Annotated in this window: 12 protein-coding genes; 11 read left to right on the top strand and 1 reads right to left on the bottom strand. The window is 64.1% G+C overall.

Annotated elements, in window-relative coordinates:
• Positions 1-77: 77 nt before the first annotated feature.
• The 9 genes from M653_RS0115785 to M653_RS0115825 all read left to right on the top strand — a co-directional run bounded on the left by M653_RS0115785 (position 78) and on the right by M653_RS0115825 (position 10,768).
• Positions 78-1,247: a glycosyltransferase family 4 protein gene (locus tag M653_RS0115785; RefSeq protein ID WP_032935347.1), complete on the top strand. Its 1,170-nt coding sequence runs from the start codon at positions 78-80 to the stop codon at positions 1,245-1,247.
• A complete protein-coding gene (locus M653_RS0115790; RefSeq protein WP_027144221.1) occupies positions 1,244-2,545 on the top strand; it encodes a hypothetical protein in 1,302 nt (433 codons plus the stop codon). Before M653_RS0115785 ends, M653_RS0115790 begins: the two co-directional genes overlap by 4 nt.
• A 9-nt stretch (positions 2,546-2,554) precedes the next feature.
• Complete coding sequence (locus M653_RS0115795) at positions 2,555-3,775, top strand: GNAT family N-acetyltransferase (RefSeq protein WP_027144222.1); 1,221 nt, start codon at positions 2,555-2,557, stop codon at positions 3,773-3,775.
• A 109-nt stretch (positions 3,776-3,884) separates the two neighbouring features.
• The gene (locus tag M653_RS0115800; RefSeq protein ID WP_027144223.1) at positions 3,885-4,109 is read left to right on the top strand and encodes a hypothetical protein; all 225 of its coding nucleotides are present in this window, start codon (positions 3,885-3,887) and stop codon (positions 4,107-4,109) included.
• Positions 4,110-4,359: 250 nt separating this feature from the next.
• Positions 4,360-6,852 (top strand): DNA ligase D, encoded by a 2,493-nt coding sequence (ligD, locus tag M653_RS0115805; protein ID WP_027144224.1) that lies wholly within the window; start codon positions 4,360-4,362, stop codon positions 6,850-6,852.
• A gap of 267 nt (positions 6,853-7,119) precedes the next feature.
• Positions 7,120-8,025, top strand: coding sequence for a Ku protein (locus M653_RS0115810; RefSeq protein ID WP_027144225.1), 906 nt, complete (start codon positions 7,120-7,122; stop codon positions 8,023-8,025).
• On the top strand, positions 8,022-9,155 hold the full coding sequence (locus M653_RS0115815; protein ID WP_027144226.1) for a tetratricopeptide repeat protein: 1,134 nt from the start codon (positions 8,022-8,024) through the stop codon (positions 9,153-9,155). The genes M653_RS0115810 and M653_RS0115815 overlap by 4 nt, the downstream gene beginning before the upstream one ends.
• Before the next feature lie 191 nt (positions 9,156-9,346).
• Entirely contained in the window at positions 9,347-9,991 is a 645-nt protein-coding gene (locus M653_RS0115820) for an alpha/beta family hydrolase (RefSeq protein ID WP_027144227.1), read from the top strand.
• 6 nt (positions 9,992-9,997) lie between these two features.
• On the top strand, positions 9,998-10,768 hold the full coding sequence (locus M653_RS0115825) for an exodeoxyribonuclease III (RefSeq protein WP_027144228.1): 771 nt from the start codon (positions 9,998-10,000) through the stop codon (positions 10,766-10,768).
• Between the two features lie 749 nt (positions 10,769-11,517).
• Here the strand turns inward: M653_RS0115825 and M653_RS0115830 are convergent.
• Complete coding sequence (locus tag M653_RS0115830; protein ID WP_027144229.1) at positions 11,518-12,258, bottom strand: sulfotransferase family protein; 741 nt, start codon at positions 12,256-12,258, stop codon at positions 11,518-11,520.
• Between the two features lie 218 nt (positions 12,259-12,476).
• Here M653_RS0115830 and M653_RS0115835 point away from each other — a divergent pair, with 218 nt between their 5' ends.
• Together M653_RS0115835 and M653_RS0115840 are read left to right on the top strand one after the other, a co-directional pair.
• Complete coding sequence (locus M653_RS0115835; RefSeq protein ID WP_027144230.1) at positions 12,477-12,722, top strand: exopolysaccharide production repressor protein; 246 nt, start codon at positions 12,477-12,479, stop codon at positions 12,720-12,722.
• 551 nt (positions 12,723-13,273) lie between these two features.
• Entirely contained in the window at positions 13,274-13,573 is a 300-nt protein-coding gene (locus tag M653_RS0115840) for a DUF1236 domain-containing protein (protein WP_027144231.1), read from the top strand.
• Positions 13,574-13,637: the final 64 nt, after the last annotated feature.

A 13,637-nucleotide genomic window follows, 5' to 3' on the forward strand; every position in this document is an offset into this window, starting at 1 on the left:
GCTTGAAATTTCCAGTCGCCTGATCCGTCAGGTGGCGGGAACATCAAACTACCCCTGGCAGAAAGATGCATGGGAATATGCGGATTGCATGCGTCCATCAGGGCTATGAACTCTATGGTTCCGACCGCAGCTTCGCGGAGAGCGTGGCCGCGCTGCGCGCCGCGTTTCCCTCAGCCGACATCGAAGTGGTCCTGCCGCGCGGCGGACCGATCGTACGGATTCTCGAACCGCATGCGACCCGGATCGTCTTCGAGCCGCTCTGGGTGTTGAGGCGCCAGGCCATTGCGCGCCTTGCCACGATCGAGATGGCGCGGCTGCCGGTCGCGGTGCTGAGGGCCTGGCGGCGGCTCAGGGATTGCGATCTCACCTATGTCAACACCTCGATCGTGGCCGACTACGCGCTGGCCGCGCGCCTTCTGCCGCACAAGGCCGTGCTGCACGTCCACGAAATTCCCGAAGGCGCCATGCGCAGGATCCTTGTCGGCCTGATGCACTGGAGCCATGCCGATCTCATCTTCAACTCGCGCGCCACCCGCGCCGCGTTCGGCGAGCCCAGATCCGCGCGCTCCCATGTGATCTATAACGGCGTCGCCGGCCCGGCCGCGGCCGAAGCGACGACCTATGACAACAAGCGCCCGCTCAAGGTGCTGCTGCTTGGCCGCATCAACAGGATCAAGGGCCAGGAAGTGCTTTTGGAGGCGATCGCCTCGCTGCCGGCGGAACTCAAGTCGAGGATCGAGGTGCGGCTGGTCGGCGGGGCCTTCGAAAGCGTCGAACGCGAACGCGCGCTCGCCGAACTGGTCGGGAGCATGGGACTCACCGGACGCGTCAGCGTGCTGCCCTTCATCCCCGACCCGTCCGAGCATTATCGCTGGGCCGATATCGTCACCGTGCCGTCGCGGCGTCCCGAATCGCTCGGCCGTGTCGCCATCGAGGCGATGGCCTATGGCCGGCCGCCGCTGGTGTCGGCGATCGGCGGGCTGGTCGAGGTGGTAGCCGACGGCGAAACCGGCTGGCATGTTCCGCCCGGCGATGCCGCCGCCCTTGCCGGCAAACTCGAGGAAATCATCCTGCGGCCGGAGGCATGGCGCTCCTTTGTCGCCGCCGGGCGGGCGCGCTACGAGGCGGTCTTCAGCGAGCCGGTCGCGGCTGCGGCGATCGCGGTAATAGCCGCGGACAAGCTGAAGGCGGCCATCGCCAAGCCGGGCCGGACGGCAACCGCCCGCCAGGCGGAGACACGGCCGTGAAACTGCCTGGCCATCTTGTGCGGCGCCTCGTGCTGATGATCGGCGGCGAGGCGATGCAGAGCGGCTTCCACTTTGCCCTCAACATCGCGCTGCTGCACATGCTGTCGGCGCAAGGCTACGGCCTCTTCGCCATCGGCATGGTGATGGGCGGCGTCGGCCTGTCCTACATCAGGTCGCTCACCGCCGTTCCCGCCTCGATATGGATGAGCAAGAGCACCAACAGCGCCGGCGTCAATGCCTATGACGTGGCCTTCGGGACGGCGGCGCTGGTCGTTGCGTTGCTGATGGCCATCGGCACGGCGATCGTGATGCGTCTTTTGGGCGATCCCAGCGGAATTGCCGCCGGCTGTTTCGTCGGCACATGGTCCCTGCGCAGCCACATGCGCACGGCCTTCTTCGCACGCCGCCAGCAGGTGATCGTTTCCATCAGCGATGCCGCTTTCACGATCGCCGGCACCGTCATGGCCGGCCTGGCGATCTGGCTGGCCAGGGATGCGCTGCAGACCGTGTTCTATGCACTTGCGGCGGCCAACCTGTTTGGCATCTTCGTCCTTGTCCGGCTGGCGCGCCGCACGATGCGCATCAGCTTCCGCATGCCGACGCGGCGGCGCTATGCAAGGCTCTGGTCGCAGCTCTGCTGGTCGGCCTTCAGCGCCACCACCACCAACATCCAGGGCCAATGCCTGGCGCTGCTGGTCGCGGGCATTGCCGGGCCGGCCGCCTATGCGCCGCTGGCGGCGGTGCTCGTGCTGTTCGCGCCGCTGCGCATCATCAGCCTCGCCTTCGTGAACATGACGCAGCCGGAACTGGCCAAGCTGATGCGCGGCAACGAAACGCGCCGTGTCTGGGCGCAGGCAAAGCTGTGGGCTGTCGTCATGGGATTCGGCGCGGTGGCCTATGGATGCGCCATCATGTTCGTCCTGCCGATGATAAAGTCCCAGGCTCTCCAGGATGCCTCGGTCGGGTTCATCGGGCTTTTCGTGATCGCGAATTTCGTCCCGATCATGCTCTACATCATGCCCCGCGTAGTGCTCGAGATAATGGGTGACTTCCGCATCGTCGCGTTCATCACCTTGGGCGGCGCCATTGTCGGACTGGCGTTGATCGCGATCCTGCTGGCGGTCGCGTCTCCGCCCTGGTCGCTGGCGGGTTCCGCGGTCTCCGAGATCTTCGTGCTCGTGGCATCATGGTACTTCGTGCATCACCGCATGTGGAACATCGAACACCCGGACCAGCAGCACGACAGCCGGCTGGGCTCGTGGCGGCGGGCGGTTTCGTTCGCCGCGGCAAGACGATAGGAGAGAGATGTGTCAGGCCAGGCAGTGCAAATTGCTGCGGTGACGGACTTGCCCGGCGGGCAGGTTCGGCATCCCGCCGCGATCGCGGCGAACGGCACCTATACGGCGAAACTGCACACCAGCCTGGAGGCGGTCAGGCCGCTCTGGCTGCGCCTCCAGGCGGATGGCGTGTGCACCGGCCACCAGATTTTCGCCTGGGCGGAAGGGATCGTGGCGCGGCTGTTGCCGGAAAGCGCGGAACTCCTCATCGTGGAGGTGGGCGACGCCGCGACCGGCGAACCCAGAATGCTGGTGCCGCTGATGCGGCGTAGGGCGTTCCAGCATTGGGTGGTCGAATGGTTGAGCGGTGGCGTCTGCGACTACGCGGCGCCGCTGCTGGCCGATGCCACCCCGTGGACCAGGCAATCCGCGCAGGCTGCGTGGGCGGCGGTGCGCTCGGCGCTGCCGCCGTCGGACCGCGTCCACATCGTGGGGATTCCGCGACAGATCCACGGCGTCGCCAATCCGCTGGCCTTGCTCCCGGACACGCGCGATTCCATCCAGACCGCCTTCGGCCTCGACATCGACGGCGACCCGGAAACAGTCCTCAAGCGTCATTGCAGGCCATCCTTCGTCAAGGAATTCGGCAAGGACTGGCGTCGCCTGGAACGGCTTGGCAGTGTGGAACTGGTCGAGGCCGACGCGCCGGCCGAGGTTGAGCGTATCTTCGGTGAATTGGTGCGGATGCGGCTCGATCGCTTTCGCGAGCTTGGTCGCTTCGACTTGCTGACGCAGCAGAAGATCGTCGATTTCTACCGGAGCGCGGCCATTCAGGGCCTGTCGGATGGCTCCGTGCGGCTTTTCGGGCTGCGCGTCGGCGAGGCCCTGATCGCGGTTCAATATCTGCTGGTTCATCAAGGGACCGTTCATGCTCTCCTGATAGCGATGGACCAGAGCGTCGCGCCCAATGTCTCACCAGGGCTTGCAATCATGGGCAGGTTGATCGGCTGGGGGCGCGAACAGGGCTTTGGGTATTTCGACCTGTCCGTCGGAAACCAGGGCTACAAGGAACATATGGGTGCAAAGGGTTCGGTATTGGTCGAACTCTGCCATGGGTTCACGATGCGGGGCAGTGTGGCCAATGCCGTCATCGAGTTCCGCAGGCGGGCCGAGGCTTTCGTGCGCACCAAGCCGGGGCTTTACAAGGCCGTACAGGGCGTGATGCGCCGTTTGCGGCGGTTGAAGAACTGAAGGACGCCCGCGAAATTGACAGGGCCTCGCGTCTCCGCCATCCTTGGGGGCAGTCGCCGGGCCGCCAGGAGCGGCCGAGTTCCTTGTCGGGCGACCGAGGGCGAAGCGCATGTCCACTGCCGTGAACAGCCAGAACTCCAAGCGCGCCGCGGTGCGCAAGGCGCTCGACCGCCACAAGGTCTACATCACCGCGCAGCGTTTCTCCGATGGCACCTACAGTGCGCGCGTGCTGGTCGACGGCGAGGCCTACTGGGTCGACGAATTCCGCTTGAGCCAGTTGCAGCAGGGGCTGTCGCCGGCCGAGCTGGAGCTGACGCCGGCGATTGACGATTGAGACCAAGTGAAAAATCGCGAATGGTGCAAACGTAGCGCCCTACGGCGCCCCCCTCTGTCCTGCCGGACATCTCCCCCTCTCGTGGGGAGATCGGCAATTTCGCCTGCCGCGCTATTCTTTCAACGTCCGATATTCGCGAAGGTCGCCGTGAAGTTCGATCTCCCCTCTAGAGGGGGAGATGCCCGGCAGGGCAGAGGGGGGCGCGAAGGAACGAGGCGGTTGTTGATTTCCGCCAGGCTCGGCTTTTGACATGCCGCCCGCCAAGCTCCAGACCTATCGCGCCAAGCGCGAATTCTCGAAGACGCCGGAGCCGGCGGGCGGGTCGATGGCCGGCGACGGCAACCGCTTCGTCATCCATAAGCACCATGCGACGGCGGACCATTACGATCTGCGCCTGCAAGTCGGCGATGTCTTGAAAAGCTGGGCGGTGCCGCGCGGGCCCTCGCTCAACCCTGCCGACAAAAGGCTGGCCGTGGAGACCGAGGATCATCCGCTCGAATATATCGATTTCGAGGGCGTCATCCCCGAGGGCGAATATGGCGGCGGGCCGATGATCGTCTGGGACACCGGCATCTGGGCGCCGATGGACGATGTCGACAAAAGCCTGCGCACCGGCGCCTTCAAGTTCCGGCTGGCCGGCGAAAAGCTCAATGGCGGCTGGATGCTGACGCGCCTGAAGCCCAAGCCGGGCGAGGACGAGAACAAGACGAACTGGCTGCTGTTCAAGGAGCGCGACCTCGCCGCCGACACGGCGCTGAACATCCTCGAAGCGCGACCGGAAAGCGTGAAATCCGGCCTGCGCATCGAGGAGCTGGTGGCGCCGCCGAAGCCGGCCGCGAAGTCCGCGCCAAAGCCTGGGTCGTTGAGGCCGGGCGACCTGCCGGGCGCGGCCAAGGCGCCGGCACTGAGCCGTATCGAGCCGCAACTGGCCACGCAGGTGCCGAAGCCGCCGGGTGGCGAAAGCCTTGCCGACAATACCAACGAGCTCTGGCTGCATGAGATCAAGTTCGACGGCTACCGCACCATGGCGCATGTCTCCAACGGGGAGGTGCGGCTGATCACCCGTGGCGGCATCGACTGGACGAAGCGCTATGGCGACCTTCCCCATGCGTTCGCCAAGCTGCCGTGCCGCGAGGCGATCATCGACGGCGAGATCGTCGTGCTTGATGCCAAGGGCATTTCCCGCTTTGCGCTGCTGCAGGACGCGTTGGCGGCGGGCGCCGGCAGCAAGCTGCACTTCTACGCCTTCGATCTCCTGCAACTCGATGGCTGGGACCTGATGAAGGTGCCGCTCATCCGGCGCAAGGCGCTGCTGGCCGAACTGCTTGGCGGGCTTGGTGCCAACTCCGCCATCCAGTTCTCCGACCATGTCGAAGGTTCGGGGCAGGGGCTCTACGACCAGGTGACGGAACTCGGCCTGGAGGGCGTGGTTTCCAAGCGCGCGACCGCGGTCTATCAGAGCGGCCGCACCAAGAGCTGGACCAAGACCAAGGCGCTCGAAAAGGGCGATTTTGTCATCGCCGGCTACACCACTTCGGACGCGGCCGAGGGGCTGGCCGCGCTCGGCATGGCCGAGTGGGTGGACGGCGAACTGCACTATCGCGGCAAGGTTGGCACCGGCTTCGATGCCGGGACCGCGGCCGACCTGCTGGCCCGGCTGGAGCCGCTCACGTCCGGCGCGACGCCGCCGGAAGGCGTACCGCGCGAAATCATGCGCGAGATGCACTGGGTCAAGCCGCTGTTTTCGGCGCGCATCCATTTTGCCAACCGAACAGCGGACAATGCGCTGCGCCATGGTGTGTTTCGCGGTCTGCGTGACGTTGGCCTGTCGACGCCGGTGTCGGCAAAACGCAAGCGGCTGATCGCCGAAGCCGACCTTGCCACGATCTGGGTGACGAACCCGACGCGGCGGCTGTTCGGCAGGAACGGCCCGACCAAGCTCGACATCGCCGTCTATTACGCGCTGGTCGGCGACTTCATGCTGCCGCACATCCTTGGCCGCCCGGTGTCGCTGGTGCGCTGCCCGACCGGCCTGCCCAAGGATTGCTTCTTCCAGCGCCACGCCTTCACCGGCATGCCGCCTTCGGTGGTGACGTTCCAGGCGACCAATTCCGAGGGCGAGACCAAGTCCTATCTCTCCGTCGAGGGCGCCAAGGGCTATCTGGCGCTGGCGCAGTTCGGCGTCGTCGAGTTCCACACCTGGGGCACCCATCGCACCAGCCTCGACAAGCCCGACCAGATCGTCTTCGACCTCGACCCGGGCGAGGGGATTTCCTGGCGCGAGGTGGTCGAGGCCGCCGTCCACCTCAAGGGCGAGCTGGAGGGGCTGGGGCTGGTGCCATTCGCAAAGACTTCGGGCGGCAGCGGCATCCACATCACGGTTCCGGTGACCGGCAAGCAGAACTGGAAGAAGCTGCACCAGGCGACCAGCGCGATATCGACGCATCTTACGGCCACCGCGCCAGACACCTTCACCACCACCATGGGCAAGGAAAACCGCAAGCGCCGCATCTTCATCGACTATCACCGCAACGCGCGCGGCCACACCTCGGCCGCCCCTTATTCGCTGCGCGCCCGCACCAACCTGCCGGCCTCGACACCGGTGAGCTGGAGCGATCTGGAGGCGATCGATGCGCCGCAGGATTTGAATTACGCGTCGCTGCCGGGGTTGCTGGAGACATCGGGCGATCCGTGGGCAGAGATTGACGAGTTCGCGCGGGATTTGCCCGCCTCCCTTTCCTAGGTCGTCGCCGTGTCGCTCCGCTCCTTGCTTCGCCGTAGGAACAAGGCATGCCCGCCCAGGCTAACGGCCAGCGCCACACCAATTCCATCGACGCTTCCGACAATTTGAATTATTCTCCGCCCGTGACCCCCGAAAACCGGCGGGAAGATTTCGTCAGGAATTTGCCGCTATTGTGCCGGGTCGGTGTAGGATTTGCGCAGCCTTGTTCGTCCTTCGGACGAAGCGCTGCGAAGTAACTGTCAGCGCGTGGCCGCGTAGGAGTTCATCATGGCGCCCAGGGCAAGTTGGAAAGGTTACCTCAAACTCAGTCTGGTCAGCTGTCCGGTGCGGCTATACCCCGCCACCAGCGCCAGCGAACGCATCTCGTTCAACCAGCTGCACAAGAAGACCCATAACCGCATCAACATGAAGCCGGTCGACCCTGAACTGGGGCTCGTCGAACGCGCGGATCTGGTCAAGGGCTATGAGTACGAGGACAAGCAGTACATCATCATCGACGATGCCGACCTTGACGCGGTGCGCATCGAATCCAATCACACGATGAACATCGAGGCCTTCGTCGACGAGGACGAGGTCGACGTCATCTACCAGGACGCGCCCTATTACATGGCGCCGGACGGGGCGATGGCGGAAGAGACCTTCGCCGTGCTGCGCGAGGCGATGCGCAAATCCGGCAAGCTCGCCATCGCCCGGCTGGTGCTGTCCAGCCGCGAGCGCGTGGTGACGATCGGCGCGCGTGAGAACGGCATGTTCGTGTGCACGTTGAGGAACCCGAACGAAGTGCGTGGCACAGCTGAATATTTCGGCAACATTCCGGCCATGAAGCCTGACCCGGAAATGCTGCAGCTTGCCGAAGCGCTGATCAAGCAGAAGGAAACCACCTTCGATCCGAAGAATTACGAGGACCGCTACGAAGTCGCATTGATGTCGATGATCCGCGAGAAGCTGAAGGGCCACAAGCCGATCATCGCGGCGGCGCCGGAACGCGGCAATGTCATCAACCTGATGGATGCGCTGAAGGCCAGCCTGTCGCAGTCGAAGCCGCCGGCCAAGTCGAAGAGCAAGGCCGACGAGGCCGCCAAGCCCGCCGCCAAGAAGGCGGCAGCGGGCGGTGCGCCTGAAAATCCGCTCAAGGCCAACCTGCTCAAGGCGGTCGGCAAGAGCAAGAAATGACGGCACCGGCCGTTCCGGGGGCTGTTTTTGGGACGATCGGCGCGCTGGCGGCGTTTCCGCTCAGGCTCGCCGCGCGCGAGGTGGAGCGGCAGCACGGCCAGCTCAGGCGCGGTGTCACCAGGCGTACCACCCATGTCGTGTTCGGACGGACTTTGTTGGCTAAGGCTGGGCTGGCCAAGACCGGGCTGACCAAGAATAGCGACGGCGAGATCGAACGCCGCCTCGGCGCCGAGCGTGCGGCCGGGCGCATTCTCTTGAGCGAGAACGGTTTCCTGCGGCTGCTCGGGCTGATGAAGGCGCCCGAGGCGCCCTCACTGTCGCGCCAATCGCTGATCGACCAGTCCAGGCTGTCCGGCGCCGATCTCGACCGGCTCAGCCTGTTCGATGCCTTCGAGCATGATGGCGAGCCCTATTCCTTCCGCGACCTGATCCTGGCACGCAAATATGCCGGGCTGATCGCCGGCGGCGCCACATGGGGCGCGATCGCGCGCTCAGTCCACCGCTCCGGCCCCGTCGCTTCGCTCACCGCCAAGTCGCTCAATGTCGGCTCGCAGCATGGCCGTCCCGACGCCATTTATCTCGAAGGCGGCCAGAGCGAACTCGACGGGCAATTGCTGTTCGATCTGGGATATGCGGCACAAGGCGACGACACGCTGGAAGATCTGTTCGCCGAGGCGGAAGTGGCGGAGGAGGGCGGCGACCATGACGGTGCCGCCGCACTCTACCAGCGCTGCCTCGCCATCGATCCTACCGACGCCATCGCCGCCTTCAACCGCGCCAACTGCTTGCGCGGGTCCGGGCGCGTGGCGGAAGCCGCGCACGATTATGCCAGGGCGATCAAACTCGACCCGGCCTTCGTCGAGGCCTGGTTCAACCTCGCCGGCCTGATGAGCGAGCAAGGCCGCGACGCCTCGGCGCGAAGGCATTTGCAGAAGGCGATCGGGCTCGACAGGAATTATGCCGATCCTGTCTTCAACCTGGCGCGGCTGGAGTTTGACGCGGGCAATCTGCTTGAGGCGCGACGGCTGTGGGTGCGGTATCTGGAGCTCGACGCGGCATCGGAATGGGCTGGAGTGGCGGCCAGGGGCGTGCAGTTCGTGGATATGCAGCTGGCGAAATCGGCGGGGTGAGGGTCTTTCCTTCTCCCCTTGTGGGAGAAGGTGGCCTCGCGAAGCGAGGTCGGATGAGGGGTGNTCCAGGGAACGCCAACGTCTCACTTCGCTGGAACACCCCTCAACCGTCTCGGCGCTACGCGCCGATCCACCTTCTCCCACAAGGGGAGAAGGAGTCACCAAGGCCGAGCCACGGGAGTTCTGTATCCATGACCACCTTCCTCTTCGACGGCCACGACACCGCTCCCGTCACCATCCTGCTTGCCCATGGCGCCGGCGCCTCGATGGATTCGCCCTCGATGACCGCCGCCGCCAAGGCATTCGCCGCCGTGGGCTTCCAGGTCGCGCGCTTTGAATTCCACTACATGGCGGCCCGCCGTTATGGCCAGCGCAAGCCGCCGCCGCGCGCCGAGACGGTGAACCCGGAATACATCAAGGCGATCGCCGACCTCAGGGGCAAGGGCGTTTCGGGCAAGCTCATCATCGGCGGCAAGTCGATGGGCGGGCGCGTCGCTTCCATGGTCGCCGACGAGATGGCTTCCAAGGGGGAGATATCGGGGCTGGTCTGCCTGGGCTATCCCTTCCATCCGCCTGGCAAGCCCGAGCAATTGCGGACAAAACATCTCGCCGGGCTGAAGACGCCGACGCTGATTTTTCAAGGGACGCGCGACGAGTTCGGCACGAAGGACGAGGTCGCGACCTACGGCCTTTCCGATGCGATCGAAGTGATCTGGCTTGAGGACGGCGACCATGATCTCAAGCCGCGCAAGAGCATTTCGGGCTTCTCGACTGCGGATCATCTGACGACGCTGGCGGAGACGGTGAAGGCGTGGGTGGGCAGGATCGCCCCCTGATCCCCGATGAAGATCGCCAGCTTCAACATCAACAACATCAACAGCCGGCTGGACAATCTGCTGGCGTGGCTCGCCACCGCAAAACCCGATGTCGTCTGCCTGCAGGAATTGAAGGCGCGCGACACGCAGTTTCCGCGTACCGCGCTTGCCTATGCCGGCTATGGGGCGGTGTGGAAGGGCGAGCCGACCTGGAACGGCGTCGCCATACTCGCGCGCGGTGCCGAGCCGGTGCTGACCCGCGATGCCTTGCCCGGCGACGATGCCGACCGGCAGAGCCGCTATATCGAGGCGGCGGTGAACGGCATCGTTATCGCCTGTCTCTATGCGCCGAACGGCAATCCGCAGCCGGGGCCGAAATTCACCTACAAACTCGCCTGGCACGCGCGGCTGGAGGCGCATGCCGAACAGCTTCTCGAAACCGGTCTGCCTGTGGTGCTGGCCGGCGACTACAACATCGTGCCCGAGCCGCGCGACATCTACGCCACCCGCTCCTATGACGACAACGCGCTGGTGCAGCCGCAAAGTCGCGCTGCCTTCGCCGCGCTGCTGGAACAAGGCTGGACCGATGCGTTACGGAAGAAATATCCGAAGGAGACGCTCTACACCTTCTGGGATTACCGCCGGAACCGCTGGCAGCGCGACGCCGGCCTGCGGCTCGATCATATCCTGCTGTCGAAGACGCTCGTGCGCCGGCTGAAGGGAGCGGGCATAGACCGCGACGTGCGCGGGCAGGACGGCGCCAGCGACCACGCGCCGGTCTGGGTGGAACTGGGGTGAGGGGCTTTCCGGCCGCTGATCATCCTTTTCGTCACTCCTCACGGCCGCAAGCAACCCTTTTCCGCAAGTCATCTCTCGCGCTAAGCTGGCGGCCCAGCGGGCTGGCAGCAAAGCCGTGACACCCAGGCGCTTGCCATGGTCGGCGCGGACGGGGGGGCGCATTGTTGGGGTGTGCTCGGCGCCCGCGCCAACCAGGGCGGCTCGTACCGCCGCAACAACTTTATCGCACATCCCCTAGACGTCCGAAACTTCCGCGAAAGCGGAATAGGCAGGGGCTGCAAGGCCCTGCATTCTAGCCGGGCACAATCGGCCAATCATCAGGCGGCATTGCGAGCATGGCGATGACGCGCGATGGCAAAGGGCCGGCGCCTCTGGACCGACCGGCGCGCGTTGCCTGCGCGTCGCGGATCGAACCATCCGGTTTCTCTTGTAGGACCAAGGTCTTGGGTGGTGCGCGCAAAAGTCCGAGGGGCCCTGTTCGGTTCCGGCAATGTCCATTGGATGTTCCGCTATTTCATCCAATCGAGATATAATCATGCGGCCTTACAGCGGGGTTGAGAAGGGGCAAAAGCCTGGTCGAACGGCCATGAACTGGTGACCCGTCCGGCAGGGAAGGCAAGCGCAAAATTCCAGCGAGAGCAGTTGCCAGTCAGCCTGCCCGACCGAAAGCTGGCAGTCGGTGAGGCCGTTTGTTTTGGGAGCGAAAAACTCGGCCCGCTCCACGCAGGCAGGCGCGCCTGGGCTTGCGGTCAGCCCAGCCACCACCACAATGCCGCGATCACCGCCGCGATGGCAGCCACCGTCAGTCCCAGCATGATGTAGGAGCCCCTGATGATGTCGCGGATGATCTTCTTGATCGTTTCGCGGTCGTTCAGGTTTGGGAAGGGTTCGTTCGGCTGCGCCACGTCGAGAAAATGGCAGAGCGGAGCCCAGCCCTCACTGACCTTGAACACCAGCAGCTTTTCCGGCGGCACGGCTGCCTTCACTTCGTCGACATAGGCATTGTAGCGGGCAACCGCCCTATCCCGGTCGCCCATGACACCGGCCAATGTGCGGCCCCAGATGAGCTTGCGCGACATGTCGCCGAACTTCCGGCCGAACGGGGTGAGCCATTCCAGGATCTTGAACTGCCACAGGTTCTCGGTGAAGTAGATGGTGTCGATCGTGCTTTCGTACCACGCCTCGGCGCCGCGTGGGTGCAATGTCAGCAGCACCTTGGCGTCGGGGTAGGCCACCATCAGTTCGCGCCACACGCAGCAGCCTGGATTGTCGACCGTGGCGGTGTAATTGGCGAACACCTTGCCCCAGTCCTGCTGCGAACCGGGCGGGCTGTTGGCCACCTTGCGCCAGAAATCGAGATGGCCTGTGTTGGCCTTGTTCATGATCACTTCCTGCATGTGATAGCAGGGCAGGCCGAGCTTGTTCAACGCGGCAAAGGTCGACCATGTGCCGGTGCGGCCGAAACCGGCCCCAATCAATTTGAGCGTCATTCCCAATTCCCCCCCCCCGGACTTCTTTTCCCGACTACCGTGGTCCGTGAGCATCAAACTGCTCCTGCCAGCGCTACCGTGCAAGAAATTTCTAAGGGGATGTCGAGCCGGGCAGCGCGTACTTGCGTAGTTGCTAAAATAATGAAAGCCTGTGCGCGGATGGAGATTTGGGCAGGGAGTCGCCCGGACCGGGACGGGTTCGGCGATCTTGAAGGTCGATGTATTTTGGGCCATTTCTCGTCGGAATGTCGGCGACCACGATCCTTGTCGCGGTCTGGACCTATATTGCTACCGGTTCCTTGTGGGAGGCGCTTGCCTGGACAGCGGTGGTCCTGGTCGTCCTGCAGGTCGGCTACTTCGTGCTCGTCCTGGGGCTAATCTACAGGCGCGCACAAGACACCGCGATGGGCCAGGATGCAGTCAACCCGGTGCCGCCGTTACACCGGGACGGCGTCCGGCATTAACGGCGCCACCCGCGGCTCGCGTCCCTCCGCCCCCGGGAGAATCTCAGGGCCTTGCTGGCCAGCGTATTCAGCATCGCGCAGAATTCGCCCGCGGCGCACTTCCGGTAAATCGCGGCGGCCACGGTGGAACGAAGCCGCGGCGCGTGCGTTTTCCTACCTCGATCGGTGAGGCGCCACCTCCACCGGTCCGTTGGAGGCCCGCTCCTGCTCCCGGCAGGGCGGGCCTTTTTTGGAGGCGAGGTAAAGCATGGGAACGACACCCCTCGCTATACGTTAGTTGTTGCCAAGGCGGTGTACGGAGCGAATGGCCCGAAAAACAGGCGTCATTTCTTTCCTTTGCAGGGCGATATGCCTTGATTGTTCCGCAATACAGAAGAAGTTTTGTCAAAGATGCAAAGCATGCGAGTGCTGATATCTTCACTTATATTTGTAACAAAATGTGGCTTATTGTTGGTTAGGCGCCACATTTATTTCACAAGCAGACATGGAACCTCCGACTTGCGTGAGAGTTTCCCTCCAGGCGGAGCGAATAGCCAATCATGGAGGTTGTCATGAAACATTATCTCACGAGTGCTGCGGCTGCGATCGTCCTGCTGGGCGGCGCCGGCGCGGCTCTGGCGGACACCATCGTGGTCCAGCCGGAACAGGAGACGGTCGTTCGCGAATATATCAAGAGGGAGCCGTTGGCGTCGGTGAACCTTCTGGGCGTCGAACTCAAGCTCGGCTCCTCTGTGCCGGACAAGGTCGAACTGCGTGAAGTACCCAACGTCAGGTATCGCGTCGCGGTGATCAATGATCAGACCGTGCTGGTGGATCCCGACACCCGTCAGATCGTGGAAGTTCTTCACTGATCCGTCTCATGCATCAAGCAAAAAGCCCATCACCGGTTTAACGCCGGTGATGGGTTTTTGACGG

It is taken from the genome of Mesorhizobium sp. WSM3626, from assembly GCF_000513935.1.
Lineage (GTDB): Bacteria > Pseudomonadota > Alphaproteobacteria > Rhizobiales > Rhizobiaceae > Mesorhizobium > Mesorhizobium salmacidum.

Coding starts and splice junctions, on each gene's coding strand:
- M653_RS0115785 (WP_032935347.1), top strand. CDS start 78: ATGCGGATTGCATGCGTCCATCAGGGCTATGAACTCTATGGTTCCGAC.
- M653_RS0115800 (WP_027144223.1), top strand. CDS start 3,885: ATGTCCACTGCCGTGAACAGCCAGAACTCCAAGCGCGCCGCGGTGCGC.
- ligD (WP_027144224.1), top strand. CDS start 4,360: ATGCCGCCCGCCAAGCTCCAGACCTATCGCGCCAAGCGCGAATTCTCG.
- M653_RS0115810 (WP_027144225.1), top strand. CDS start 7,120: ATGGCGCCCAGGGCAAGTTGGAAAGGTTACCTCAAACTCAGTCTGGTC.
- M653_RS0115815 (WP_027144226.1), top strand. CDS start 8,022: ATGACGGCACCGGCCGTTCCGGGGGCTGTTTTTGGGACGATCGGCGCG.
- M653_RS0115820 (WP_027144227.1), top strand. CDS start 9,347: ATGACCACCTTCCTCTTCGACGGCCACGACACCGCTCCCGTCACCATC.
- M653_RS0115825 (WP_027144228.1), top strand. CDS start 9,998: ATGAAGATCGCCAGCTTCAACATCAACAACATCAACAGCCGGCTGGAC.
- M653_RS0115830 (WP_027144229.1), bottom strand. CDS start 12,258: ATGACGCTCAAATTGATTGGGGCCGGTTTCGGCCGCACCGGCACATGG.
- M653_RS0115835 (WP_027144230.1), top strand. CDS start 12,477: ATGTATTTTGGGCCATTTCTCGTCGGAATGTCGGCGACCACGATCCTT.
- M653_RS0115840 (WP_027144231.1), top strand. CDS start 13,274: ATGAAACATTATCTCACGAGTGCTGCGGCTGCGATCGTCCTGCTGGGC.